Origin of the sequence: Coprococcus aceti, from assembly GCF_025567285.1 — a bacterium.
Lineage (GTDB): Bacteria > Bacillota > Clostridia > Lachnospirales > Lachnospiraceae > Coprococcus > Coprococcus aceti.
The window spans coordinates 521,864-547,075 of sequence record NZ_JAOQJT010000001.1 but is presented as its reverse complement, the minus strand read 5'-3'; the positions used below and the strand labels follow the sequence as shown (position 1 = coordinate 547,075).

Here is a 25,212-nt window from a genome sequence, read left to right as displayed (position 1 = left end):
ATATGGCCTTTCTTACCGAAAACCACATACCATCAAGGCAGCCGTTTATTTTATACTATTCTATTTTCCAAGATAAAATTTCTTTGACCTTTTATGATATACGATCACTCCGGCCAGTGCACCGATCACCGCTGCCACAATAAACCATGCCCATGTCGGCACATCTTTGATATTGTAGCATCTGATGTTGATCCACATCTGGTTGATATCCTTGGTGGCATCCTCATCGAAATACTCCATGACCGCACTTCTCTCTATGGCGTCCTGTGACGGATACTGAGCCCCAAGCTGTCTGTTGACCTGTTCCGCAGAAGCTCTGAGAACGTAGTCAGGATCTGAGTTGTCCCCTGTGAAGAAATATCCAAGTGGATAATCAACAACATCCTCCTCGTCATCCTCTGCACCATAAGTGTAATCCAGATAAGAATATACCGTATCGTCATCCCCACCTGCTATGACTGAGGTATAACCAATGTAATACATGTTGCGGACTGCATTGTCAGGTCTTGACACAAAGTTGATAAACGCCTCGGCCGCCTGCTTTCTGTCAGCGTCACCGTCTATTCCATTTTTCAGCATGACCCATCCGTCAAAGTACAGATTTGTGCACTCCTCAGGGACCGCAAAGTCAAGCTTCACACCATCCTCCTCAGCCTGATCCATGGCATAAACTGCATCTCCTGACCACTGGTAATTCGCAACAACCTTTCCTGTTATCATGTCTGCCTTACCGCTGTCAGTCTCAAATGAATACACATTATCCTTTATGTCCTGAAGAAGATCCTGTGACTTTGCTATAGTCTCAGGACTGACATCGTTCATGATATCCTTGAGCTGCTCTGAGTAATCATCCTGAGCCCTGAATTCAGTGTCCATCAGCTTGTCCCTCTGCAGTGCCCCGACTGCGGCAAAGTAGGAATCTCTGACATTGTCTTTTATGGTGATCTGTTTTGCAAACTTAGGGTTGTTGAGGACTGTCCATGTTCCCGCCTCGTCAGCGGTCATCTTCTCCGGATTGTACAGAATTCCCGTAATTCCAAACATGAAGCCAGCTGCATATTTGCTCCAGGTCTCTCCATTTATCTCATGCGTCTCAAATGTATCTCTGATGTATGGCGACACACCATTTATATAATAATTCTTGTCGTTGTTCTCATCGAAAAAGTCATCGGACAAAGGCTCAAGCTTGTTCTCAGACATAAGCTTCATGATCATGTACTCCGAAGGACATACAAGATCATACACATCGCCGAGAGTCAGCATATTATAGAGATCCTCATTGGTGCCGAAGCACGAATACTGAACATTCACCTTCACACCATAATTCTCGTAATACCAGTTCTCGAAATCCTCCACCATGGAATTCTCACCAAATATAGTTGTTCCATTGTCCAGTTCCAGGGCTTCGTCTTCATCCCAACCACCCTCGTCAATGTACTCTTCCCAGCTGCACACCCTGAGAGTGACCTCTTTTTCAGTAGCAGATGCGCCGTCACTCTTGACAGAAGCAGCATCTCCTATATCCTCCGCTGCCATTACCGGCAGCATCTGTCCGGCAAGCAATGAAACAGCCATGACTGCTGCCGCCAGCTTTCTGGAAATCGAACGTCCAAAACATCTATGTCTTATCATCGCTCCACCTCCTTCTTTTTTCCGGCCACATTCATAGCCACAACGATTATGACAACCAGTGCAAATATGACTGTTGAGAGCGCCCACAGGGCTGTCTTAACTTCCGTCTGTGAACCTTTTGTCGCATTTACAACGTAAGTACTTATGGTGTCAAATGTCGCAGGCTTGGTGTATGTCGCGATGAAGTAATCATCCAGTGACAGTGTAACAGCCAGCGCAAATCCCGAAATAATACCCGGAAGTATCTGGGGTATCACTACCTTTGTGAGTCCCTGGAAAGGTGTAGCTCCCAGATCTAACGCAGCCTCATACAGACTGCTGTCCATCTGCTTGAGCTTTGGCACCACTGACAGATATACGAAAGGTGCCGACAAAACCACATGGCCGATGACAAGTGGAACATAGCTGTCCTTGCTCATGCCAAATGCAACTATGAGCAGTATACATATAGAGAAACCTGTCACAACATCTGCATTTACAACAGGCACCTCATTCATGGCATTTATCGATGCTGAAGCCCATTTTTTTGAATAAAAAGCACCTATGGCACCGAGTGTTCCGAGTATGGTTGCTATCAGTGCTGAACCTGCGGCCAGAAACACAGTTCCAACGATCATTGACCTCAGCTCGTCCTTGGTGAACAAAGTCACATAATTGTGAAGCGACCATCCGTGAATGCTTCCGATATTTGCCGATGTTGTAAAGCTGTAAACAGCCAGTATCAATATAGGCATATATATGAGAAGAAGCATAATGCATATAAATATAATCTTAGACCATTTCTTCATTATAACAACGCACCTCCTCTGCTTCCGCCGTCATCATCCGTGTACTTGTTTGTCACAAGTGTGAATACAAGTATTATCACAAGAAGGACGAGTGCTATCATGGAACCGCCGTTCCAGTTGTATGCTGAGAAGTAGCTTCCTATCAGACTACCCATGATGTATGTGCTGTTGTAAAGCATGTCAAGCACAACATAGTTAGTCATAGATGGCAAAAATACCATAACTATTCCGCTGACGATTCCCGGAACGGTGAGCGGAAGTGTGACCTTGACAAATGTCTGGAAGCTATTTGCCCCAAGATCCACAGCGGCCTCCATAAGGCTGCCGTCAAGCTTCAATATGGTTGTGTATATAGGAAGTATCATAAATGGCAGAAAATCATATGTCATTCCTATAACCGAATTGAGAAACGGGTGGAATGCCAGATTGCCCTCTATAACCGTGAGTACCTCCTTGAGTGCTGTGATCCTCAGTGTGAAGTTGATCCACATCGGGAGCACGAACATCATGACAATTACCGATTTCCTTTTCATCTCACTTCTCGCAAGTATATATGCGATCGGATATGCCAGCAGCAGACACACCAGAGTAGTCACTATGGCAAGCAGAAAGCTGTACGCCAGAGTACCTATGGTGTTCGGGCTGGTAAAGAATCCCGTCAGATTGTCAAATGTAAACCTGCCCTCGCCGTTGGTGAAGGCATAATAAATAATTACAAACAGTGGTGCAACTACAAAGCATATGAGAAATAATGCGTATGGGATGCCCAGCTGTTTTCTTGAAAAACGTAAGCCGTTCATGTTCATCCCTCCATCTATTTCTTAAGTGAAAACTTCATCTTATCCTCTGGAATTATCAGGCTGACTCTGTCCTCCATGTTCCACAGGTACTCGTCATCCACGATAAAGTCCTCCTCATTGTCAGTTCTCACCACATAGCTGTAGTGGTCTCCCTTATATATAAGATTGATGATATGTCCGCAGATTATACCAGCTTCCTCGTCATCACTCATGTCGATATCCTCTGGAAGTATAGATACTATTACCTTGATCTTCTCACGGTCTATCGCCTCACCATTTGCATCCACCAGCACGCCATCCTTCATGGCTGAACCCGGGACGATCTCCGTGAGGTCGCATGATACCTTACCGTCAAATACGCCGAGGGCATAATTTCTATTGACTGAGCTCTCAATCTTGTTGATTGCAGTCTCCGATATCATGATGTGTATTCCATCAGGTTCAACATTGAGGCCAACCTTGTCTCCAACCTTGGCGGACTTTGTGGTCTGAATAACTATCTCATTCCTTCCGGACTCAACGGTGATCTCATAGTGCACACCCTTGAACACAACAGATGTCACAACTCCCTTTACAGCACCCTGTTCAGGTGTAGTGATCATCACATCCTCCGGTCTTACTACGGCGTCCACCTTTGTTCCAATCTCCACGTCATCCAGACAGACAAATTCTGCACCACAGAATCTTACCTTTAACTTGCCCGTCATAATTCCGTTGAAGATGTTACTCTCGCCTATGAAATCCGCAACAAATGCGTTCTTTGGCTCATTATATATATCTTCAGGAGTTCCTATCTGCTGTATCTCACCCTCGCTCATGACAACTATCTTGTCTGACATGGTGAGTGCTTCCTCCTGGTCATGTGTTACATAGATAAAAGTGATTCCCAGCCTGTCATGCATTCCCTTGAGCTCTATCTGCATCTCTTTTCTCATCTTGAGATCCAGTGCGCCAAGAGGCTCATCCAGAAGAAGTATCTCTGGCTCATTGACAAGAGCTCTCGCTATAGCTATTCTCTGCTGCTGTCCACCCGAAAGCGTGGCGACTTTTCTGTCCTCAAAGCCCTCAAGGTCAACCATTTCAAGGACCTTCTTGACCTTCTTCACGATCTCTGCCTTAGGAAGCTTCTTGAGCTTGAGGCCAAATGCTATGTTGTCAAAGATATTCAGATGTGGGAACAGCGCATACCTCTGAAAGACCGTGTTGATAGGTCTCTTATTTGGTGGAAGCTTGCTGATATCCTGTCCATTCAGTAATATCTCTCCTGAAGTAGGAATCTCGAATCCTGCTATCATTCTAAGTGTCGTGGTTTTTCCGCAGCCTGAAGGGCCTAAGAACGTGACGAACTCGCCTCTCTTCACTTCGAGGTTAAAGCCGTCAACTGCTGTGAATCCATTGTCATAGGTCTTGACAATGTTTTTCAATTCAATGATATTGTTGGAATTATTGTTGTTTTTTTCCATTTATTTCCTCCTTAAGTATCGTGACATACTCCGTCACTTACTTACAGTGCCCCAACAAAGCGCATTTGTCATCTGCCATTCCAAATGGACGACAAGAGCGACCGCCCCGCCGTCAGCGGACAACAAATCCACGCTCCATGTATCACTGCTGTATATCTCACCAGCCCGGGGAGCAAATAACGAAAAGCCTATCTGATAGCTCTCCTCGCATGAGCACAACTTTATCTTGCCCTCATACTGTCGGGGAATCAAAAACATGTTAAGAAAAAACCCCTTTATGATACCGGGTGATGGCATGGATCACGGTTAGTAGCCCTATCCACCTGCCTCTCCATGTCGAGATACATTTTAAGGCACGGTATCCAGGGTAAAATAGCTAACAGACTTCCTATTTTTCCCGAAATCCATGAAGATCATCCTGCATTTTATGCAGAAAAATCGACCCTGTCTCCAAACATTCCGCATATTCGCGGCTGCATCCCTGCAATTTGAAACAAAGTCGATTTATTCTAACATATAATCATTGGTAATGATATATATTTTCATTTAATTCTTTAACAAAACAGGTCGTTACCTGTTATTCATTCTGAACAATTCCGGAATGACTCAAGAGGCAGTCACATTTTACTGAATCCATCAAATCCGAATCGCTATTCAGATAACAGTTAATAAATTCTAGATCAGAAGTACCGCCAGCTGCACCAGTGCTGACAGCCATATGAGAACCACCAGATATATCTTTGCCGCTTTTGTCATGTCGAACCTCCACACACAATAATCCATCACTCTTCAGGACATGCTATGCAAAACCTCAGAATATTCTGCAACACATTCTATATTTATTTTGTTCAATAAGAGTATTTTTATGCCTGAGTTCGGAAGTTTCCACAGTATCATCTGATAATCCTTCTTTCCGTTTTCCCATATTTCCATGTATATACATACGTAAGCTTCATCTGCCCGTGCTCTGACTGCCATTCAAGATGTCCGTCTTTCATCCGAAAATCTATGCCCAGCTTGTCCGTGTCTATCTCTCCTGGCTGGTATGTTCCATCTTGACCGTCACGAGATACATCGCTGATACCAGCGACCTCGTATCTCACCTTCTCAACATCCGCCTCCACCTGTGCTTTGGCCATGTAACCAGCCGCAGAAAACATAGCCAGATCAAAAATCACGGATACAAAGCCAGCCAAAAGTACAGTCATTATCTTCTTAAACAGATAGGTTCTTACCTTTCTGTCATCGACTGGTTCAAGCCTTCCTCTATATCTTCTATTGTCAGACTGTCTATAATATACAACTGCCCCAGCCACCCAGAATACAACAACAATACACAGGCATATTCCAGGAATCGACACTCCGGGGAGCCAGCGCCACCACCCTACATAATACTTTATGGCCACCACCGCAAAACAAAGTGCACATGCAGCCGTGATACATGCTGATATCACGCTATCCCTGTCCCTTCCATCAACGATGCAATAATCTTCTCGTTCTCTCGGCAGATTTTCCAGCACACAATTATATTTTCTTCTGTCATCTGGGACCTCATATCCGGCCTTGCCCAGTTCTCTCAAGTACAGCCATGCGTCCAGGCAGGCAAGCCACAAACCAGCCATAGGGCAAAATGTAATAACGCTGGTCACCATCATAACATCGCAAAATGTACTGACAATATCATCAAAAAACACACCACAGATCATTCCTGCAAGTGTAGGAACAGATACCACCACCGCGGTGATCAGAATTATACGCATTACGCGCTTGTCATATTTTATCTTCATACGACTTCACCCCATTTTTGAACATCAAATAACTTACTATCTCTTACATGCACTACATCAACGCCAGCCCCACAAACATTTTAACTGCTGTCTCTATGATCTCATCCGGGAACTCGAATCCCGCCGTATGGAGCTGGGCATGATCCTCACCATCGCCTACGCCGAAGAATGCTCCCTTTGTCTCCTGCAGATAGTATCCGAAGTCCTCCGACCACCTCATCGGCTCAGCAAGTTCTGTAACCACAATATTCTGGTCAGCAGCACATTTTCTCAGTTTGTCCACATTCACAGCATGATTTTCCGTTGCCGGGAACCGCTCTATCTCCTGTATATCAAGGGTGAAGCCCCCATCGTCCGCAGTATTTTGTGCAATCTGCTTTATCTCATCCACATACCCGGCAAATACCTTTTCTCTCTCAGCCCTCACCGTCATACGCAGCGTTCCTTCTGATGCAGCCACACCATAATTGGCATTTCCAATATCCATTCCGATGAGCGTCATCCTGACAAATCCCCTGCTGCGGTTGTACTCCTCCGTAAGCTCCTCTATCTCCAGCAACAGCCTGGCAAGCGCAGGCCCCGGATTCTTTCCCGCCTCAGGATATGCCGCATGGCTGGCTGTCCCTATCATATGTATCTCAAGCCCCGTTGATGCGCATGCAAATGTTCCATCTATCGTCAGCACATGATTTCTCGGATATCCCGGTATGTTATGAAGTCCATAAATCTCACCTATATTCTTCTCAATTATAAGATCTCTGCACAGCCTTGCCCCGGCACCGATCTCCTCGCCGGGCTGGAAAATGAAATAGACGCCCCTGTTAATTATCTGATTCTGGCTTGCACGGGACAGCCAGGCCGCAGCCCCACATAATATACTGCTATGTCCATCATGCCCGCAGTAATGTCCCGGCTTTCCATCCTGCCCACACACTGCATCCATGTCTGCCCTGAACGCGATCGGCGTTCTTTCTTCATCCCCTATTCTGTCATCAGAAGATTTCAGCACCGCATAAAACCAAGCACCTCTATCCACGATCTCAAGGTCAGTATTCTCCCTGAGAAACGACATGAGCACCGCCTTAGTCTGCATCTCATGCATCGAAGCCTCAGGAATGCTGTGAAGCCTGCGCCTGAGGTCATATATCTTTGTCATCAGCTCTTTGTCAATTTCCATAACGTCTCCGTGCTCCTTCTCATCTATCACAGCCCAAGACACATCCTTATAATACCGAGTATCAGCATATGCACTGGATAGAACAGGTAATTCACCAGCTTATTCTGCCTGCCGCGCTTGCCATTGTATGTCAAAGTCAGTCCAAACCCCAACAGTGCCCACGGTTCCTTGAACATCGCCAGGTAGCAGAACGGTATTGCAATTGCGGACTTTTCATGAAATATATACAGGAAATATCCTATAAGTATGGCGTGGTAGTCATAATCAACCGCAAGATTCATCGATATAAGACACACTATGGCAACTATCGGTATCGTTGCTATAAACCATACTGCCTTGGGAAGCTTCTCCATTTTTTTCCTCAGCACATCAATGATCCATATCATTGCCAGCACCATCGCCAATGTAAACATAATATTATTTGCATTCCATTCAAAGAATACGCCACTGGAGAACATGTCATAAGGGATCTCAGATATCACGCCAAATATAAGCAGCATTCCAAGATACTTCCACTTGTTTCTCGTATGAAAATATCCTTCCACCAACATATATATGAATATCGGGAAAGCTATCCGCCCCAGGACATCAAATACATCACTTACAGCCGATATTATTCCACCATCCAGATACGGATACAGCAATGTCTTATTCGTATGATCTATGAGCATTGAAATGAACGCTATATACTTAAGCTGTGCTCCGGAAAGCAGACCTATTCCGTTCAATGTTATTTTTCTGCACGTTTCACAAGTTGCACCCTCTGCCTGCTCAGAGTTATTTTTTATTTTATAATTATGAACTTTCATGCAATTTCTCCTTTGTTTTCCCAACATTTACTGATGTTTTAGTCCTAATAAGTACAGTAGTCGTTTTTAGGCCCCCGCACTGATGCACTACCACACTTTTCAACAGTGTTTTCACTATAAGTATAACATAACTGCATTGAATAACAGAGCTTAACTTTTTTTCAATACGCTTAAATTTATGACATTGCACATTTACATGTAGTCAGCATATTTGCTGGATAAATAAACAAAATACCAGTCTGCAAAATCAGATGTTTTTCTAATCTTTGCAAGCTGGTATTCGATCACCCTCTGTGTCAATCAGAGCATATGACCTATATGTTCAGATCGTATTTCTCCACCTCAAGTTCCACACATCCGTCAGTTTCAAATACAATATCCTGAGCATTGCGCGGTGTATATATAACTGTAGACAGCACCTGTTCTCCATCATTTACAAATATCTCTATGGAATTCCAATCCATCACTATTCTCATTTTTGAAAGTCCATTGCCATTCTTGATTTTGACCTTGCGCACACAGTTTGTATCACGTATCCATCCCGCAAATGTTCTGTCTATCTCAAGCATTTGTGTTCCCGGGGTATAGCTGACATTGGTTTCATGAATCTCATCCTTTGCAAAGTGCATTGTAAAATGTCCGCATTCAGCTTTCTTTATATCAACTGTCATATCGATAACTCTGCCGTTAATGCCTTCATATGTCTTCTCACCACGCAAAGTATCATTAACTACCAGCTTGTTCTGCCTGTATCCACAAAGCTCTCTGACCGGAGTCTGAATCAGCTTGCCGTCAGAGATCATTAGTTCTCTTGGAACTGACATCATACATGCCCACTTCTGTCCACGTGGCAGCGTATTTACGCTGTCCCAAGACTGCATCCAGCCAATCATCACTCTTCGTCCATCAGGTGTTCTTATAGTCTGTGGTGCATAAAAATCAAATCCACTGTCCACAGATACTGCTTTTTCATACTTGAAAATATGTTTCTCTTCATCCACATCGCCTGTGAAGAATACCACGTTATTTCCATTGTGAAACTCTCCATCTGCTGACATGTCCTGTGGGGATACTATAAGCACCTTATGTCCATCCATCTCAAAATAGTCTGGGCACTCCCACACTGCGCCAAATCTGCCTGTTTCATCCTTTGCAAATACTGATTCAAATTTCCAGTTGTACATATCATCTGAAGAGAACAGTACAACCTGAGGGATTCCATCATATGTCCGGTTTCCAGCCAGCATATAGTACCTGCCGTCCGCATCCTTCCAGACCTTCGGATCTCTGAAATCAGCACGGCTGCATTCCTCCGGCATGATCTTCCCATCAACAACAGGATTGCCGGATATTTTTTCATAACTAATTCCATCGCCTACAGCCATACACTGGTTTTGTATAACATTCTTAGTTCCATCAGCCAGTTTTTCCTCAACTACTCCTGTATAGAACAATACATGCTTCCCGTCATTCTCTATTGCAGTTCCTGAAAAGCAGCCAAATGAATCATAATCCGAGTCAGGTGCCAGTGCTGTTGGAAGCTCCTCCCATCTTATAAAATCATCTGAGGTGGAATGTCCCCAGTGCATAGGTCCCCACTCCGTGCTGTATGGATGGAACTGATAAAACAAATGTGCCTTTCCTCCATATATGGAAAATCCATTAGGGTCGTTTAACCAGCCCACCGGAGTTGTAAGATGGAACTCCGGCTTGTCTGCTCTGTCTACTCTGTTCTTTTCTATATATTCATCTGCCTTCTGGCATGTATACATACTGTGACCTCCTTCTTCTTGATTAGATTGTTTTTTCGGTTGTGCTGTCAAAGAAGTGCAGCTTATGTGGCATGAATACGAACGAAACCTTGTCGCCTATCTGGCTTATCTCATACTTTGATACTCTTGCAACAGTCTTGCTTCCAGCAAACTGGAAATACAGATTATTTTCAGTTCCCGTCCACAAGAAGATCAAACCGCCCACACCCTTTTATTTATCTGAGGTGTGGGCGGTTTTTATCAAAACTTTTGTCCTATAAGTTTAAATATCATTCTGTCTACTGCGCATGCTCGAACTGATGCTCTTTGTAGTGATGAGCCTCCTCCAGCATCATGTCCTTGACCTTCATAAGTCTGACCTGGGTGCTTCGCTCATTCTCATCAAGCTTCATGCTTATATACTTTATTCCCTCCCGAGTCTCCGGGATGATGACATGCTCAAGAGCATTTACACGCCTTCTGGTCTTCTCTATCTCCGCTGCGAGCATCTGGCAAGACTTCTCCACCTCCGCCAATCTCAGCATATCAGGAAGTATATCCGAGAGGGACTTCACTGCATCGTCCAGCTCTCCAGATGTAAATGCAAATCCATACGAATAGATGTCATTTGAATTTGCGCTTTTCGTCTTATAGTCGTACACAGGAATGTCAACACTCATTACATTCCTGTCGCCAAGGGCGATCCGCACCTCCTGCTTCGGAGCCATGAGCGCCGTACTCAATGTCTGCTCATTCATACCCGCCTTCGCTATTACAAAGCCTGTGTTGGCAGCTTTGATGCCAGCCTCAACCTTCTTTCTCAGTTCCATATTCTCTCTTGCCATGTCAAGGAACTGCCTCATCAGCTCATCTCGCTTATCCTTAAGGAGCTTATGGCCTCTGGATGCCGTGACCAGCTTCTTCTTAAGCCTTGTCAGCTCCATTCTGGTTGGATTAACCACAACATTAGCCATCTGTCTTCTCCTTTCTTCCAAATATATTTTCAAGCTACTTGACATGTATTACAAAGACAACGTGTATATGGCAATTTTGAATGTCGTACATTTAATTGTGTCCCCATTGCGGCATATATTGCCAACCGGGGGTCGCTTCCGCTTATTTCGGTCTGCAGCGGTACTAAGGTGCCGCTTGAGGCGCCACCTAAGGACCGGCGACCTCAAACTCCCCCTATTGGCAATATATGCCGCAATGGGGGACGAACACAATCTACATCTTTCAAAATTGCCTACCCACTACTTTCCGTAATACATGTCAAGCCACTTGTCGTCGATACGTTTCAGCTCGGCTCTAGGAAGAATGGAGAGAAGCTTCCAGCCTATGGCAAGTGTCTCCTCAATACTTCTGTCGGTGCCGTACCCCTGGGATACATACTCCTTCTCAAATGCCTCTGCAAACTTTGCATATATAATATCTATATCCGAAAGTGCCGACTCACCCAGGATAGTCATAAGTTCCTTGGCATCCTTTCCTCTTGAATAAGCTGCAAATAACTGGTTCATGGTGCTGGCATGATCTCCTCTGGTCTTGCCCTCACCGGTTCCCTTATCCTTAAGTCTGGACAGTGATGGAAGTACATCGATAGGCGGTGTGACTCCCTTTCTGTACAGCTCTCTTGAGAGAATGATCTGTCCCTCTGTGATATATCCCGTAAGGTCTGGTATAGGATGAGTCTTGTCATCCTCAGGCATGGTCAGGATCGGTATCATGGTTATACTTCCATTCTTACCCTTCTGTCTTCCGGCTCTCTCATACAGAGTTGCCAGGTCAGTGTACATGTATCCAGGATAACCACGGCGTCCCGGAACCTCTTTTCTTGCGGCTGATACCTCACGAAGTGCATCCGCATAGTTCGTGATATCCGTGAGGATTACCAGAACGTGCATGTTCTTCTCAAATGCAAGATACTCAGCGGCGGTAAGCGCCATTCTAGGTGTGGCGATTCGCTCAACAGCAGGATCATTTGCCAGGTTGATAAAGAGGACTGTTCTGTCTATGGCACCAGTCTCCTTGAAGCTCTCTGTGAAGAAGTTTGCCTCCTCAAATGTGATACCCATGGCTGCAAATACGACGGCGAATGGCTCATCTGTTCCGCGCACCTTTGCCTGTCTTGCTATCTGTGCTGCAAGCTGGCTGTGCGGAAGTCCTGAAGCCGAGAATATCGGCAGCTTCTGTCCTCTTACCAGTGTGTTCAGTCCGTCTATGGCTGATATACCTGTCTGAATGAACTCAGACGGATAGTTCCTGGCAGCCGGATTCATCGGCAGACCATTGATATCTCTTCTCTCATCAGGAAGTATCTCAGGGCCGCCATCTATAGGTCTTCCAAGTCCGTCAAATACACGGCCAAGCATATCTTCTGATACGCCGAGCTCCATACTCCTTCCAAGGAATCTTACTTTGCTGTTTGAAAGGTTGATACCTGTCGAATTCTCAAAGAGCTGTACCAGGGCGTCCTCGCCATTTATCTCAAGGACCTTGCATCGTCTGATCTCGCCGTCCGCCAGCTCAATCTCACCCAGCTCATCATAAGCTACATTCTCAACTCCGTGCACCAGCATCAGAGGACCCGCAACTTCCTGTATAGTTCTATATTCCTTTGGCATAGTCTTAGTCCTCCTTCTCTATAGCTTCCTGAAGCTCCTTGTCAAGCTCCCTGGATATCTTCTCGTACTCTTCATCCACATTCTCAGGAAGCACATATTTGAATCGTCCGATCTTTTCTCTGATCGGCATGTTCAGAATATTTCTTATGCTTGCTCCACCGGCCAGTGCCTGCGCTGACTCCTCATAAAATGCCATGATGAGCTCCATCATCAGAAACTGCTTGTGAAGCGGTGTGTATGTGTCCACATCATGGAATGAGTTCTGGTGAAGAAAATCCTCTCTGATGGATCTCGCCGCCTCCATCTTCAGTCGGTCTCCCGCTGAAAGGGCATCCATACCTACCATCTTAACGATCTCATCGAGCTCTGCCTCCTCCTGAAGCAGGGTCATCATCTTCTGTCTGTCGACCATGAACTTTTCATTTACATTTTCCTCGAACCATTTGCCCATATTGTCCACATACAGAGAGTATGAGGTCAGCCAGTTGATGGCAGGAAAATGTCTCTTGTACGCAAGCGATGAATCCAGTCCCCAGAATACCTTGACGATTCGAAGTGTTGCCTGTGAAACCGGCTCGGAAATATCACCACCCGGAGGAGAAACCGCACCGATAACCGACAGTGCTCCGGTTCTGCCCTCGCTGCCGAGAGTCTTGACCATTCCGGCTCTCTCGTAGAACTGTGCAAGTCTTGAACCGAGGTAAGCAGGGTAACCCTCCTCACCAGGCATCTCCTGCAGACGTCCTGACATCTCTCTGAGCGCCTCAGCCCAACGCGATGTGGAATCCGCCATGAGTGCCACCGAGTAACCCATATCACGGAAATACTCAGCTATAGTTATACCCGTATATATAGATGCCTCTCTGGCCGCAACCGGCATATCCGATGTGTTGGCTATGAGGACTGTTCTCTGCATGAGTGAATGTCCGGTCTTCGGATCCTTCAGCTCTGGGAACTCGTTCAGAACATCTGTCATCTCATTTCCGCGCTCTCCGCATCCGATGTAGACAACGATATCCGCCTCAGCCCACTTTGCAAGCTGATGCTGGATAACTGTCTTGCCGCTTCCGAAAGGTCCGGGAACCGCAGCCACTCCTCCCTTTGCTATAGGGAAGAATGTATCTACAACTCTCTGTCCTGTGATAAGTGGCATGATCGGTGGTATCTTTTCCTGATATGGACGGCCCTTACGAACCGGCCACTTCTGCATGAGTGTCAGCTCCCTGTCACCCTTGTCTGTCTCAACCACACACACAGTCTCCTCAACTGTGAATTCTCCTGCCTTTATCTCTTTGATGGTTCCTGTCACACCATAAGGCACCATGATCTTCTGTGTGACGACCACAGTCTCCTGAACTGTTCCTATCACATCGCCTGCCGACACTTTATCACCCACCTTGGCAGTCGGCACAAATGTCCACTTGATATCTCTCTTCAGCGATGGAACTTCTACTCCTCGCTTCAGGTTGTTACCACATATCTTCATGATATCATCCAGTGGTCTCTGGATTCCATCGTATATACTGCTTATAAGTCCCGGTCCCAGTTCAACTGACAGAGGCATTCCCGTTGACTCGACTGGTGCTCCCGGTGCAAGTCCTGATGTCTCCTCGTATACCTGAACTGATGCCTGATCTCCGTGCATCTCTATGATCTCGCCGATAAGTCTGCTCTCACTTACACGCACCACGTCGTACATATTTGCATCACGCATGCCCTCAGCGATGACCAGTGGTCCGGCGACCTTCTTAATCTTTCCTGTAGCCACTTAACAGCTCACGCTCCCTTCTATTTGTATGCTCCACTACTCTTCATTAAATAAAATATCCGAGCCTACAGCCTGCTCAACGGATTTCTTTACTCCCGCTATTCCAGCCCCTGTATTGCCAGATATCCCCGGTATGAGAATGATCGCAGGCTTCATAACCTCTCTGTATCTGTCTATCTCTTTATTGAGATCCGAAGCCAGTGCCTCGGTCATATATATGACTGCATAATTGTCCTCCGCCAGCCTTTTCAGCAACGTGACCCCATAATCCAGATTATCTACAGGGAATGTATCCAGGCCCAGAGTTGCAAATCCGTATATACTGTCATAATCGCCCATAACAGCTATCTTATACATACATCTCCCTTACCCTTTCCCTGATAGCCTCCTCCGGAAGCTGGTTCAGCTTGCATGTCAATATGATCCTGACTGTCTTTATCTCGTTGAGCCTCGCCAGAATGTACGCCACTATCGGTCCCACCGTAAATGGGTTGTACTTCTGAGGCTTTATCGTTTCTATGATACGGTTGTCACACCATCTCTCAAATGCCGATGCCGACTTAGAAAGTGCCTCTGCCCCACCAGCGTATGCTGTATCTGCAAGGTATCTCTCTATCTCCTCCATGCCAGCCACCGCAGCCGTCGCCAGCCTGTCAATATCCAGAGTATTGCACTCCGCCATGGCTCTCTTCATGAAATCCTTGTTTTTACCTGTCTTCATGGATCTCACCGCTATCTTGATATCTGCAACAGCCACCGTCGTCTCTGCATAATCCCTGAGCAGGCTGTCATCTGCCTTCTTTGCAGCCTGCATGATTGCCAGCAGTGTTCCTCGGTCTATCACAGCATCGCACATCTGTCCATCTCCAGCCTGTGCCATACAGTCCCAAGCCTCCCTCGCGCAGTCTCTCATGTGTTCTGGAAGTCTGTCCCACGCCTTGTCACTTACGATGGACAGCATCTTCTGACCGTCTATCTCGGCATTGTCGAAGAACACATGGGCAGGAGTCTCCCCGGCAACCACAGTCTTGATCGCCGCCTTGAGGTTGTGATACAGATCTGGAAGTCTTATGACATCGAACACGGACATATCATCCACCATCTCAGCCACAGCAGCCCACGTCTTGTCAGTCTCCGCCCTAAGTATGTCATTTTCATCCATACTGGCTTTATCACTATCGCCCCAGCCCTTCTCTATGATGAACTGAACCGCCTTCTTGTAGGAATCCGTGGCCACGAGCTGTTCTATGACTGCCTGACTCATAAGCGTCATCTCAAGTGCCCTGATCCTGGCAACTGCATATATATATTTGTCTGCCATCTGCCTACCTCCAGCTATCTGTTATCAACAAATAATAATTCATTTACCTTGTCTGCCAAATGTTCTCTGTTCGCGTCCAGCATCGCCCTGAATGAACAGTTTTCCTCGATTCCTCCGTAGATCAGGATAAATCCTCCATCTATATCACAGTTCCCATTGGACACCTTAAGGCTTCCTCCATGAGCTGTAGCTATCTGCTCTATCTGCTTCTCAGTCTGTGGTGTAAGTCGTTTTCTGTCTTTCCCGGAGAAACATATCTCTCCGCTTTTCGGCTGTACCGACTTCTCCAGACATTTGACGATCACCTGGAAATACTCCTCATCCGGGAGCGCCACCATTGCGTCATATGCCTTATCCAGCATATTCCCAATTATGGACTGCTTTGCCGCAAGTATCGCCTGTCTCTTCTTAAGTTCTGATGAGGACTTTGCCCTGAATGATCCGGACTTTTCTGCCTGGGCAACCTTCTCTCTGGTCTCCTCATTCATCTTATCCACAGTCTTTTTGGCATTTGCAATGATGGAATCCGCGTTTCTGGCAGCCTGAGCTTTGATCTCTTCAGCTTCCTTCTGCGCTTCCTGAAGGATCTGTTCTACGATTGTTTCCAATCCCGTCATAAAGTACATCCTCCTTACAAAAAGTTATAATTTGATTCCATTTACCGCAAGAATTGATACCAGAAGTGCAAGGATCGCATATGTCTCAACCATGGCTGGGAAAAGCATCGCCTTACCAAACTGATCAGGCTTCTTTACAACTATTCCAACTGCTGCAACTGCTGTCTTGCCCTGGTGCATTGCTGATACAAGACCAACTACCGCTATTGGAAGACATGCTGCAAGCATCATAAGTCCCTGTGCTACTGTGAGCTCCTTCGGTGTTCCTGAAAGGATTCCTATGTTGGACAATGCTATGAATCCAACAAGAAGTCCATAGATACCCTGTGTACCCGGAAGAAGCTGGATGATAAGAACTTTTGCGAATTTGCTTGGATCCTCACTTACTACACCTGCTGCCGCCTGACCAGCAACTCCTACTCCATATGCAGATCCCATGCCTGCAAGAATTACTGCAAGCGCAGCTCCCACTAATGCCAAAACCGTTCCCATTGTCATAATATTTTCTCCTCCTAAAATTGGTTTCTTATTTCTGTGTTTCTGTACCACTTACTATATCAACGTACTTCGTATTCTCCCTGAACGGCCTGAATGGATTGCCGCCGCCCTCGTAGAATTTGCCGAAGAACTCTACATACTGGAGACGGCATGTGTGCACGTATGCTCCCAGCATGTTGATCGCAAGGTTGAACAGATGTCCTACTATAAATACGATGATGAACACTATGGCTCCGAATATTCCATCGCCAGCCATGCTTCCCATCTGGTTTATTACCTGTGCTATAACTCCTGTCGCAAGTCCCAGTGCAAGAAGTCTGGAGTACGACAGCAGATCTGACAGCCAGCCTGTCAGGTTGTATATGTCATACAGTCCAAGTGCAAGTCTGAGCACCGGATTCTTGTGGTCTCTTCCCGACATGAGCACGATGATCGCAGCTCCCGCAATCGCCAGTCCGTAGCTTGTATTCTTAAGCCATCCAGGGAAATTGAACTGCATCTGTGCTATAGATGCGAACAGCTCCGTCGGCATGAGCATCAGCACAAGTCCTGTGATGAGCATGAACCACGACAGCACGTCGCATATGAATGATTTCGCATCTCCCTTCTTCAGACACATATATCCCTTGAGTGCCAGTCCGCCGAACAAATGTATAAGTCCGAACAGCAAAGAGAATAACAAAAGCTTCATCGGGTCATCCAGCGGTGCAAACCATACCGGCTTGAACGTCACCTCGTGGTGGAAAAACGTCCTCGATACCACCGTTATCAGGTCTCCGAAAAAACCACCAAATAATATTCCCCATATCAGTGTGGATATACCACAGTACATGAACAGACGCAGGGACTTTTGAAGTCCGTTCTCCATCTTCGGGAATTTCCTGATCAAAATAAAACATGCCAGGAATATGATGAGTCCATACGCCGCATCGGACAACATGAGTCCGAACAGGAATATATAGAATATCGCCATCGGTGTGGTCGGATCCATCTCACCTTTTCCCGGAAGTCCAAATGACTCCAGTACGCCCTCCGCCGATGCGAACATCTTCGGATTCTGAAGCTGTATAGGTGCCGCTTCATCCTCCGGAACATCATATACATCAGCCATCAGGCTGAAATTCTCATTGAGTACAGCCACTACCCTGTCTGCATCTCTCTCCAGCACATATCCCGATATGACAAATGTGCTCTTTGACTGGAGAAGGCCTCCAAGGACCTTATATTTATCCGCCCTTATGCGGTAATAGTCAGCCAGAAGTCTCAGCTTGTCTCTGTCATCAGCCATGGATACTAGTTCATTCTTCTTGTCCTCTATCCACTGTTCGAACTCCCTTATATCCGCCCTGTACTTATCCGTCTTCTGTTCAGGTGTTCTTTTGGAGAAATACGAAATTCTTGTAAATCCATGGGATCTCAATATCTCCTCCACCCTCTGTGATACAGTTTTAATGGCTATTGCCACCATACAAGTCTGGTCCTTATCAGATCCTACAACAGTGACTGTGTATCCCGCTATCTCCGGTTCCGCAGAGCTTATATACCCCTGAATATCCGTCTCCGTGAGCCCCGGTGGCATAGTTCCGATCATCACATCCGTCTTCTCGGTCCCTGTGGTATTGATCGGTATGTCCATATTCAGCCACGGCGCCAATCCGTCTATAGCCACCTGACATTTGACTATTCCCGCCTCACAGCCGGCTATGTCCTTGCTGATCTCCTGGATCTTTTTAACCTTACGGTTATAATCCCATCTTCCAGCTATGATCTCCTGAATGTCAGCCTCTGACGCCTCCTGCCGTCCTTCCAGGCTGGCAAATATGGATTTCTCCTCCGGAGCATATTTATCAATTATCTGTAAGGCTTCATCTGTATTCTGTACTCTCTTCTCGTACTTTGCTCTCTGGCTTGTGGTACTCATCTTCCTGAAGTCATCAGTCTCTTCGTTATCAGTCTGTATCTCAACCATTCCCAGCGACTGGAGCTTCTCAAGAATTGCTTTTCTGTCCCTCTTCATGGCACAGATCTCAATCTTCTTCATAGGAAGTACCGCCATACATTTACCCCCTTTCTTAAAATGCCTGCAGGACTTTTCATCCCACCAGCTCTGCGATGATCATGGAAGTAACCTCGCCTTCCATGGACGATGCACGTTCCCTGAGATGTGCGATCTCAGCGGTGGCAATATCCATCGCCTTCACCGTGAGTTTCTCCTCCTCAGATCTGCCGGCTCCCTCGGCACTCTTCATGCTTTCTCTCGAAGCTGATCCTGCGGCCGCGATCATATCCGCAGCCTCCTTCTTTGCAGCAGCTACTGTATAGTCGGCTTCTTCCTTGGCCTTGCGAATGATCTCGTCAGCTTCAGACTCTGCATCGGTTATCTTCTTCATAGTCTCCTGCAGCATAACATTCCTCCCTTATAAAAATTTATGAGCAGACTCAATTCCATAAACACTTCATCAAAGCATCACTTTAGATTATTATGTCAAAACTCAAGTAATATTATTTTATAATGAGTTGGCTATATTGTAAATAAACATTTTGTAAAGTTTGTACAACCCCCTTGATATTTTTTTATTGTTAATGTACAATGTGACTATGTTGATAATACTTATGTTTATCCATTAATCATTTTTCTTCCTTTTAACGCGGTTATATGTCGAACAAATGATGCAGTTTGACGAAAACCGTATAAAAAAAGATCCCATGACAGTCTTGACCATACTGTCATGGGATTCTTTTTTGAGTATGAACGGGGTCCCCCTTACGGCATAACTTATGATACTACTCAATCATTCCGATTCTTCTTACGTGACGCTCATCATTTGAGAATGGTGTGTCGAGGAATATGTCGACTATCTTAAGTGCAAGTCCAGGTCCTATGACTCTGGCACCCATAGCCAGCATATTTGCATCGTTGTGCTCTCTTGTCGCCTGTGCCGAGAAGCAGTCGTGGCAGAGTGCAGCTCTGATTCCCTTTATCTTATTCGCTGAAATCGATATTCCTATTCCTGTTCCGCAGATGATGATTCCCTTATCACACTCACCTGAGGCTACTGCCTTTGCTGCTGCCTGTCCATATACCGGGTAGTCAACTGACTCTGTGCTGTAACAGCCAAAGTTCTTGTACTCAAGGCCTCTCTCCTCAAGATGCTTTATAACCTCCTGCATAAGCTCATATCCGCCGTGGTCACATCCAAGTGCTATCATGTTCTGATTCTCCTTTTTATATAATATTTTTTTCGAAATTAACTAACAGCTTATTATCCTGTGTCCTGCAGCCTTGATGAGACGGTTCATGATGGCGTAGCCCATGTCCCCCTCCTCAAATGACTCGCTGTATATATACTGTGCACCTATGTCATCACAGGTTCTGAGCAGACTGTACAGTCCGGCAGACACAGTTATCTCGTTCTTCTTGCTTCCGGCATCGTATACGTTCTCGCATACTCCGTCATCATAAAGACTGACATTGTCAGTGTCACACAGTATCGCAGTCTTGTATCCCTGTGCCTTTTTCTCCGCAACAAGACTTCTTATCTTCTCAGCAGCAGCCAGTCTATCGCCCTCTACTATGCTGAGTTCTCCCTTTGGAGCATAGTGTGTGTACTTCATCCCCGGAGCCTTAGGTCTCAGAGCATTGTTCATACCTGTTATCGCCGGATCTATAGTCACATCGCCAACGATATCCCTTATCATCTCCGGAGTGATATATCCAGGCCGTAATATAGTCGGTCTGTCCCCGGTCATGTCCACTATCGTCGACTCTATACCGATTCCGACTGCCCCACCGTCGATGATCATATCTATCCTGCCGTCCATATCCTGCTGCACATGCTGCGCAGTGGTCGGGGATGGTCGTCCGGACAGATTGGCACTTGGAGCTGCGATATACACTCCCGAATCCTTTATGAGTCTCATGGCAACCGGATGTGATGGCATCCTGATGGCAACCGTATCAAGTCCGCCAGTGGTCGTGTGCGGAACGACCTCTTTCTTGTTGAGTATGATGGTGAGTGGTCCCGGCCAGAATGCTTCCATGAGCTTCTTCGTGTCGTCACTCACTGTCTCCGCCAGTTCATACACGCTTGATGTCTCTGCTATATGGACTATGAGCGGATTGTCCGATGGCCGGCCCTTTGCCGCATATATCCGATGTGACGCATCCGGATTCAGCGCGTCTCCTCCAAGGCCATACACTGTCTCTGTCGGAAATGCTACAAGACCACCTCTCTTAAGTATCTCCGCCGCCTGCTCATACATGCGGTCGTCATCCACTCCTGCTTTTGCAATTATAGTGTTCATCACTTTACCTTCTTCTATAATAAATTGTTATCGCTTCTATATTATTGTATATACGCCCATATTTTAGCCCAGCACCGCATGTGTGTCAAATGTTTAGGCTATATTTGGGTAACATATATCATATAACGTCCGCCGCCGTCATATAAAATAGTAATTACACTTCCCGGGTATCACCGATGCGTACTTCCACCAAATTATACATACTTGTATTTGCCATAATATTTGCAGTAATACTTCCTCCAATCCTCTGCTACATATTTATAGTCCGTCCCGCAGACCATACAGCCGGGCAGGATACTTCCACCAATACAGGAAATGAGCACACATCCACCAAAGGTTTGGACACCACAGATGCGGCCAAATCATTTACGATCCTCATCGATCCGGGACACGGCGGATTTGACCCGGGTAAGGTCAGCCCGGATGGGATCATGGAAAAGGATATAAATCTGGCCATCGCCTCAAAGCTGGCATCGGCACTTACGGATCAGGGATTTTCCGTGTATCTGACCAGAGACTCCGACAAGTCCCTGAACAGTGAAAATGCATCCAGCAAGAAGACTTCAGATCTGAAAGCCCGCACCAACCTCGCCACAAATGTAAACGCTGATCTCTACATCAGCATCCACCAGAACAGCTATTCAGCCGAGTATGTCCACGGAGCGCAGGTATTTTATTACTCCACTTCCTCCGGTGGTAAAGCCTTGGCGGAGTGCATCCAGGAGCATCTCATCTCCGAAGCCGATCCATCCAACACACGGGCAGCAAAGGGCAATTCCGAATACCTTGTTTTGCGGGAAAGTCCATGCACCGCCGTCATCGTTGAGTGCGGCTTTCTGAGCAACACAAAGGAATGTTCCGATCTGTGCAATGATGAATACCAGACCGCCCTAGCAAACGCCATCTGCAATGCAGTCTGTACATGGCATGAACAGCACGCCAAATAAAACCAGGAGCTCTGCTGTGACAGCGGCAGAGCCCCCAAATAGATGTTAAGTGTAATTCTGTGCATATAATTATGTTCTATATGCTACTGCTGCCTTTTAACCCCCTATAGGCATCACCCCCAAATAGTTTATTTTTCCAGCCCTGCCATGCAATGTAAAGACAGATGTGTTGTGATGTATTATTCTCCTTTTATGTGCCATGTGTCAGTTATGGAAATGTGTGAGCACTGTCATATCACTATCTCTGGGAATTGTATCTGAGACGATAAGAATCAGACAGAATTTGTAGAAAAATAAAGAAATGAGCTCATCTAAATATCCTGAGCACGTCCCGCTCACAACTCCACAATAACGCATAAAAAGCCATTTTCCAACCCCATTTGAGCATATTTTATGAAATTTTCATAAAAGTATACATAACGTAGAATTAGGGATATTTTTTCACGGAAAATTCCAATATTTTCTCCATATATCCTATTTACTTGCTTGACAAATGTGGTAAACTATAATACACATTTTAATACCATTAAATTATTGAAGGGGGTCGATTCTATGAAGATTGAACGTCTAAGTGAAAATCAGATAAGATGCACACTCAACAAAGCCGATCTCACCGAAAAGCAGCTCAAGATCTCCGAGCTTGCCTATGGCACACCGAAGGCAAAAGAGCTCTTCAAGGATATGATGCAGCAGGCATCTGTAGAATTAGGCTTTGAGGCTGACGACACTCCACTTATGATCGAAGCCATACCGGTATCACCAGATTGTCTCATACTCATTGTGACAAAGGTTGAAGATCCGGAAGAACTGGATACCCGCTTTTCCAGATTCTCAAAGACCAGCGAATATGATATTGATGACGATGACGAATACATGGATGATGATGACATAGATGACGATCTTGACGACAACGATGAGTCCAGGGATAACAACGGAACCATCGCAAGACTTGAGATCAGTGGATCCGGTTCCGTTCCACAGGGCGTAAGAGAGGCACTTGAGGGCATTTTCAACACCATATCCGGACTTGCCGGAACCGCAGGAGATTTTGCCGCTGCGGCAAATGGCAGCAATACATCATCTGATGACAGCACCACAGGCACTGCCGCCAGTACAACAGGCAGCACAAAGGAATCAGGTTCAGCAAGGGAGAGCATGTGCTCACTGTACATCTTTGACTCACTTGCAACCATCATAAGTGCAGCAAAACAGGTTGCTTCTTTCTACTTCAGCGAGAACTGCCTGTACAAGAATCCTTCCAACGGAAGATATTATCTGGTTCTCACGAACAGCAATAACACAAGCCAGGAATTTGTGAGAGTCTGCAATATCCTTGCAGAATACGGAACAGCACAGAAGCTCACATATGCCATGCCGGCACATTTCAAGGAACACTTCACCGCTATTATGCCGGAGGAAGCACTTCAGACACTGTCAGCATTATAAGTAATAGCCAGAGATTCCGGCGCAGCAAAAAAGACGTACCGCACAAGCGATACGTCTTTTTGTTTTATATGTCAATATCATCATTCTCGATAACTGCTTTTGGATTGGTGTAGAAGAGCTCCGTCATGTAATCCTCTCCATACTTTCGCTCTATGTACTCAGCACACTCCCTTAGGTATGGTGCTTTATCCTCTGAATCCAATGCATCACTTGCCACAAAGTGAACAAGCTCTCCCTTGAGAAGCTTTCTCGAAAAATTCTTGATGTCATGTCCAAGATCTCCAACCACAGCCGATGCACTTATCTGTACATATGCACCAAACTGAATGAGCTCCTCGACCTTGTCCTCATCTTCCTCAAGGCATTCATACTGTTCTACATTGGCAACTATCGGTATATATCCGTCCATATTGATGTCTCTTATAGCTTCAGATATCGTCTCAAAATCCACATCGTAAGGGAATCTGATCATAACATACTTGCTGTCTGCCATGGAATCCAACTGACCAGATATGATCTTCTGGTGGTTCTCATCGTTATACTCTATCTCTCTTCCAAGATAGACTCTGTAATCCGGATCTATCTTTCCAGCTTCAACGTTGAGCTGTTCCACAAGTCTGTCCAGTTTGTCTCCATCCATTATCGGATTCTTCTTGTTGTATGGCGGGGTGGCAACTATCGTCCTTATTCCCTCATCATACGCTATTCTGAGCATCTCTGCCGCTTCCCGGAAATTATCCGGTCCATCCTCTGTTCCCGGTAAAATATGACAATTAATATCTATCAGTCCAAATATTCCCTGCCCGGGAGGATTTGTTCCGTCTGTCTTCATATATCTCTCCATCCTTTATAGTACACCTGGTTACTTTGGCAAGTATACTACTCAGCCTCCTTTTTTGCAAGATAATCATTGATCTCCTGCTCAAGCTCCTCTGCATCAAGTCCGTGAACGGCTGCTGCCTCCTCAAGACTCTCTCCTGCTGCTGCAAGGCATCCTATGCAATGCATACCTGCTGCCATCAGTATTGCTGCATTTCCTGCATCAACTGCAAGAATGTCATTTATAAGCATGTCTTTACTTATCTTTACCATTATTTATATCCTCCTTAGATTGCACTCTTACTCAGCATTCACATTATATTATACCCAATTTTAAATGTCTATCCCTTTTATTGTTACTTATTGATAAAACCCGTTGTTGATAAATATTATTATCACTTGCTAATTAATGAGTTTTGTTTTACAATAAGCGTGTGATTATTTTTACTTTATAAGGAGGAAACAATTATGGCATTCGTTATTGGCGATTCATGTATCGGTTGTGGTTCATGTGCTGGTGCTTGTCCAGTAGGTGCTATCAGCGATAATGGCGGCGTATTTGTTATCGATGGTTCACAGTGTATCTCATGTGGTGCTTGTGCTGGTTCTTGTCCAGTAGGAACAATCGCAGAGGAGTAATCTACATGATCCGTAACATTC

General features: G+C 45.8%; 26 protein-coding genes. 3 read left to right on the top strand and 23 right to left on the bottom strand.

The window, feature by feature from the left end:
- Positions 1-60: 60 nt before the first annotated feature.
- The 21 genes from OCV54_RS02410 to OCV54_RS02310 form a co-directional block, all read right to left on the bottom strand.
- Complete coding sequence (locus tag OCV54_RS02410) at positions 61-1,632, bottom strand: extracellular solute-binding protein (RefSeq protein WP_055222463.1); 1,572 nt, start codon at positions 1,630-1,632, stop codon at positions 61-63.
- On the bottom strand, positions 1,629-2,420 hold the full coding sequence (locus OCV54_RS02405) for an ABC transporter permease (protein ID WP_055222462.1): 792 nt from the start codon (positions 2,418-2,420) through the stop codon (positions 1,629-1,631). The genes OCV54_RS02410 and OCV54_RS02405 overlap by 4 nt, the downstream gene beginning before the upstream one ends.
- A complete protein-coding gene (locus tag OCV54_RS02400) occupies positions 2,420-3,220 on the bottom strand; it encodes an ABC transporter permease (RefSeq protein WP_015534262.1) in 801 nt (266 codons plus the stop codon). Before OCV54_RS02400 ends, OCV54_RS02405 begins: the two co-directional genes overlap by 1 nt.
- Positions 3,221-3,234: 14 nt before the next feature.
- Positions 3,235-4,683: a polyamine ABC transporter ATP-binding protein gene (locus OCV54_RS02395; RefSeq protein WP_015534263.1), complete on the bottom strand. Its 1,449-nt coding sequence runs from the start codon at positions 4,681-4,683 to the stop codon at positions 3,235-3,237.
- A gap of 33 nt (positions 4,684-4,716) precedes the next feature.
- The gene (locus OCV54_RS02390) at positions 4,717-4,941 is read right to left on the bottom strand and encodes a hypothetical protein (RefSeq protein WP_015534264.1); all 225 of its coding nucleotides are present in this window, start codon (positions 4,939-4,941) and stop codon (positions 4,717-4,719) included.
- A gap of 635 nt (positions 4,942-5,576) precedes the next feature.
- Entirely contained in the window at positions 5,577-6,470 is an 894-nt protein-coding gene (locus OCV54_RS02385; RefSeq protein ID WP_055222461.1) for a hypothetical protein, read from the bottom strand.
- A gap of 52 nt (positions 6,471-6,522) precedes the next feature.
- Positions 6,523-7,677 (bottom strand): M20 metallopeptidase family protein, encoded by a 1,155-nt coding sequence (locus OCV54_RS02380; RefSeq protein WP_055222460.1) that lies wholly within the window; start codon positions 7,675-7,677, stop codon positions 6,523-6,525.
- Positions 7,674-8,456, bottom strand: a complete 783-nt coding sequence (locus tag OCV54_RS02375) for a TraX family protein (RefSeq protein WP_022217537.1) — start codon at positions 8,454-8,456, stop codon at positions 7,674-7,676. The genes OCV54_RS02380 and OCV54_RS02375 overlap by 4 nt, the downstream gene beginning before the upstream one ends.
- Positions 8,457-8,770: 314 nt before the next feature.
- Entirely contained in the window at positions 8,771-10,228 is a 1,458-nt protein-coding gene (locus OCV54_RS02370; protein ID WP_055222459.1) for a glycoside hydrolase family 32 protein, read from the bottom strand.
- Positions 10,229-10,250: 22 nt separating this feature from the next.
- Positions 10,251-10,433 (bottom strand): hypothetical protein, encoded by a 183-nt coding sequence (locus OCV54_RS02365; protein ID WP_262563236.1) that lies wholly within the window; start codon positions 10,431-10,433, stop codon positions 10,251-10,253.
- A gap of 73 nt (positions 10,434-10,506) precedes the next feature.
- Positions 10,507-11,181 (bottom strand): V-type ATP synthase subunit D, encoded by a 675-nt coding sequence (locus OCV54_RS02360; protein WP_004850770.1) that lies wholly within the window; start codon positions 11,179-11,181, stop codon positions 10,507-10,509.
- A 279-nt stretch (positions 11,182-11,460) separates the two neighbouring features.
- The gene (locus OCV54_RS02355) at positions 11,461-12,831 is read right to left on the bottom strand and encodes a V-type ATP synthase subunit B (RefSeq protein WP_004850771.1); all 1,371 of its coding nucleotides are present in this window, start codon (positions 12,829-12,831) and stop codon (positions 11,461-11,463) included.
- Between the two features lie 4 nt (positions 12,832-12,835).
- The gene (locus OCV54_RS02350) at positions 12,836-14,599 is read right to left on the bottom strand and encodes a V-type ATP synthase subunit A (protein ID WP_022217533.1); all 1,764 of its coding nucleotides are present in this window, start codon (positions 14,597-14,599) and stop codon (positions 12,836-12,838) included.
- Between the two features lie 36 nt (positions 14,600-14,635).
- A complete protein-coding gene (locus OCV54_RS02345) occupies positions 14,636-14,956 on the bottom strand; it encodes a V-type ATP synthase subunit F (protein ID WP_022217532.1) in 321 nt (106 codons plus the stop codon).
- Positions 14,949-15,920 (bottom strand): V0D/AC39 family V-type ATPase subunit, encoded by a 972-nt coding sequence (locus OCV54_RS02340; protein ID WP_015534272.1) that lies wholly within the window; start codon positions 15,918-15,920, stop codon positions 14,949-14,951. Before OCV54_RS02340 ends, OCV54_RS02345 begins: the two co-directional genes overlap by 8 nt.
- A gap of 14 nt (positions 15,921-15,934) precedes the next feature.
- The gene (locus OCV54_RS02335; protein ID WP_055222458.1) at positions 15,935-16,537 is read right to left on the bottom strand and encodes a V-type ATP synthase subunit E; all 603 of its coding nucleotides are present in this window, start codon (positions 16,535-16,537) and stop codon (positions 15,935-15,937) included.
- A gap of 24 nt (positions 16,538-16,561) precedes the next feature.
- Positions 16,562-17,035 (bottom strand): V-type ATP synthase subunit K, encoded by a 474-nt coding sequence (locus tag OCV54_RS02330; RefSeq protein WP_004850778.1) that lies wholly within the window; start codon positions 17,033-17,035, stop codon positions 16,562-16,564.
- A gap of 28 nt (positions 17,036-17,063) precedes the next feature.
- On the bottom strand, positions 17,064-19,091 hold the full coding sequence (locus OCV54_RS02325; protein ID WP_055222457.1) for a V-type ATP synthase subunit I: 2,028 nt from the start codon (positions 19,089-19,091) through the stop codon (positions 17,064-17,066).
- Positions 19,092-19,128: 37 nt separating this feature from the next.
- Positions 19,129-19,440, bottom strand: coding sequence for a vacuolar (H+)-ATPase G subunit (locus OCV54_RS02320; protein ID WP_022217528.1), 312 nt, complete (start codon positions 19,438-19,440; stop codon positions 19,129-19,131).
- Between the two features lie 379 nt (positions 19,441-19,819).
- Positions 19,820-20,245: a ribose 5-phosphate isomerase B gene (gene rpiB, locus OCV54_RS02315; protein ID WP_015534276.1), complete on the bottom strand. Its 426-nt coding sequence runs from the start codon at positions 20,243-20,245 to the stop codon at positions 19,820-19,822.
- Positions 20,246-20,287: 42 nt separating this feature from the next.
- Positions 20,288-21,340, bottom strand: a complete 1,053-nt coding sequence (locus tag OCV54_RS02310; protein ID WP_015534277.1) for an L-threonylcarbamoyladenylate synthase — start codon at positions 21,338-21,340, stop codon at positions 20,288-20,290.
- 176 nt (positions 21,341-21,516) lie between these two features.
- Between OCV54_RS02310 and OCV54_RS02305 the strand changes: the two genes are divergently transcribed.
- The gene (locus tag OCV54_RS02305; protein ID WP_055222456.1) at positions 21,517-22,287 is read left to right on the top strand and encodes an N-acetylmuramoyl-L-alanine amidase; all 771 of its coding nucleotides are present in this window, start codon (positions 21,517-21,519) and stop codon (positions 22,285-22,287) included.
- A gap of 552 nt (positions 22,288-22,839) precedes the next feature.
- Positions 22,840-23,733 (top strand): adaptor protein MecA, encoded by an 894-nt coding sequence (locus OCV54_RS02300; RefSeq protein WP_015534279.1) that lies wholly within the window; start codon positions 22,840-22,842, stop codon positions 23,731-23,733.
- A gap of 64 nt (positions 23,734-23,797) precedes the next feature.
- Here OCV54_RS02300 and OCV54_RS02295 read toward each other — a convergent pair whose 3' ends face one another.
- Both OCV54_RS02295 and OCV54_RS02290 read right to left on the bottom strand, forming a co-directional pair.
- Positions 23,798-24,565: a CpsB/CapC family capsule biosynthesis tyrosine phosphatase gene (locus tag OCV54_RS02295; protein WP_022217525.1), complete on the bottom strand. Its 768-nt coding sequence runs from the start codon at positions 24,563-24,565 to the stop codon at positions 23,798-23,800.
- 47 nt (positions 24,566-24,612) lie between these two features.
- The gene (locus OCV54_RS02290) at positions 24,613-24,825 is read right to left on the bottom strand and encodes a DUF1858 domain-containing protein (RefSeq protein ID WP_015534281.1); all 213 of its coding nucleotides are present in this window, start codon (positions 24,823-24,825) and stop codon (positions 24,613-24,615) included.
- 195 nt (positions 24,826-25,020) lie between these two features.
- Between OCV54_RS02290 and OCV54_RS02285 the strand changes: the two genes are divergently transcribed.
- Positions 25,021-25,191 (top strand): DUF362 domain-containing protein, encoded by a 171-nt coding sequence (locus OCV54_RS02285; protein ID WP_015534282.1) that lies wholly within the window; start codon positions 25,021-25,023, stop codon positions 25,189-25,191.
- The last annotated feature ends 21 nt before the right edge of the window (positions 25,192-25,212 follow it).

What these genes read in the sequence shown, in the direction of transcription:
- OCV54_RS02410 (WP_055222463.1), bottom strand. Translation starts at nt 1,632, where the DNA reads ATGATAAGACATAGATGTTTTGGACGTTCGATTTCCAGAAAGCTGGCG.
- OCV54_RS02405 (WP_055222462.1), bottom strand. Translation starts at nt 2,420, where the DNA reads ATGAAGAAATGGTCTAAGATTATATTTATATGCATTATGCTTCTTCTC.
- OCV54_RS02400 (WP_015534262.1), bottom strand. Translation starts at nt 3,220, where the DNA reads ATGAACGGCTTACGTTTTTCAAGAAAACAGCTGGGCATCCCATACGCA.
- OCV54_RS02395 (WP_015534263.1), bottom strand. Translation starts at nt 4,683, where the DNA reads ATGGAAAAAAACAACAATAATTCCAACAATATCATTGAATTGAAAAAC.
- OCV54_RS02390 (WP_015534264.1), bottom strand. Translation starts at nt 4,941, where the DNA reads ATGTTTTTGATTCCCCGACAGTATGAGGGCAAGATAAAGTTGTGCTCA.
- OCV54_RS02385 (WP_055222461.1), bottom strand. Translation starts at nt 6,470, where the DNA reads ATGAAGATAAAATATGACAAGCGCGTAATGCGTATAATTCTGATCACC.
- OCV54_RS02375 (WP_022217537.1), bottom strand. Translation starts at nt 8,456, where the DNA reads ATGAAAGTTCATAATTATAAAATAAAAAATAACTCTGAGCAGGCAGAG.
- OCV54_RS02370 (WP_055222459.1), bottom strand. Translation starts at nt 10,228, where the DNA reads ATGTATACATGCCAGAAGGCAGATGAATATATAGAAAAGAACAGAGTA.
- OCV54_RS02360 (WP_004850770.1), bottom strand. Translation starts at nt 11,181, where the DNA reads ATGGCTAATGTTGTGGTTAATCCAACCAGAATGGAGCTGACAAGGCTT.
- OCV54_RS02355 (WP_004850771.1), bottom strand. Translation starts at nt 12,831, where the DNA reads ATGCCAAAGGAATATAGAACTATACAGGAAGTTGCGGGTCCTCTGATG.
- OCV54_RS02345 (WP_022217532.1), bottom strand. Translation starts at nt 14,956, where the DNA reads ATGTATAAGATAGCTGTTATGGGCGATTATGACAGTATATACGGATTT.
- OCV54_RS02340 (WP_015534272.1), bottom strand. Translation starts at nt 15,920, where the DNA reads ATGGCAGACAAATATATATATGCAGTTGCCAGGATCAGGGCACTTGAG.
- OCV54_RS02335 (WP_055222458.1), bottom strand. Translation starts at nt 16,537, where the DNA reads ATGACGGGATTGGAAACAATCGTAGAACAGATCCTTCAGGAAGCGCAG.
- OCV54_RS02330 (WP_004850778.1), bottom strand. Translation starts at nt 17,035, where the DNA reads ATGACAATGGGAACGGTTTTGGCATTAGTGGGAGCTGCGCTTGCAGTA.
- OCV54_RS02325 (WP_055222457.1), bottom strand. Translation starts at nt 19,091, where the DNA reads ATGGCGGTACTTCCTATGAAGAAGATTGAGATCTGTGCCATGAAGAGG.
- OCV54_RS02320 (WP_022217528.1), bottom strand. Translation starts at nt 19,440, where the DNA reads ATGCTGCAGGAGACTATGAAGAAGATAACCGATGCAGAGTCTGAAGCT.
- rpiB (WP_015534276.1), bottom strand. Translation starts at nt 20,245, where the DNA reads ATGATAGCACTTGGATGTGACCACGGCGGATATGAGCTTATGCAGGAG.
- OCV54_RS02310 (WP_015534277.1), bottom strand. Translation starts at nt 21,340, where the DNA reads ATGAACACTATAATTGCAAAAGCAGGAGTGGATGACGACCGCATGTAT.
- OCV54_RS02305 (WP_055222456.1), top strand. Translation starts at nt 21,517, where the DNA reads ATGCGTACTTCCACCAAATTATACATACTTGTATTTGCCATAATATTT.
- OCV54_RS02300 (WP_015534279.1), top strand. Translation starts at nt 22,840, where the DNA reads ATGAAGATTGAACGTCTAAGTGAAAATCAGATAAGATGCACACTCAAC.
- OCV54_RS02295 (WP_022217525.1), bottom strand. Translation starts at nt 24,565, where the DNA reads ATGAAGACAGACGGAACAAATCCTCCCGGGCAGGGAATATTTGGACTG.
- OCV54_RS02290 (WP_015534281.1), bottom strand. Translation starts at nt 24,825, where the DNA reads ATGGTAAAGATAAGTAAAGACATGCTTATAAATGACATTCTTGCAGTT.
- OCV54_RS02285 (WP_015534282.1), top strand. Translation starts at nt 25,021, where the DNA reads ATGGCATTCGTTATTGGCGATTCATGTATCGGTTGTGGTTCATGTGCT.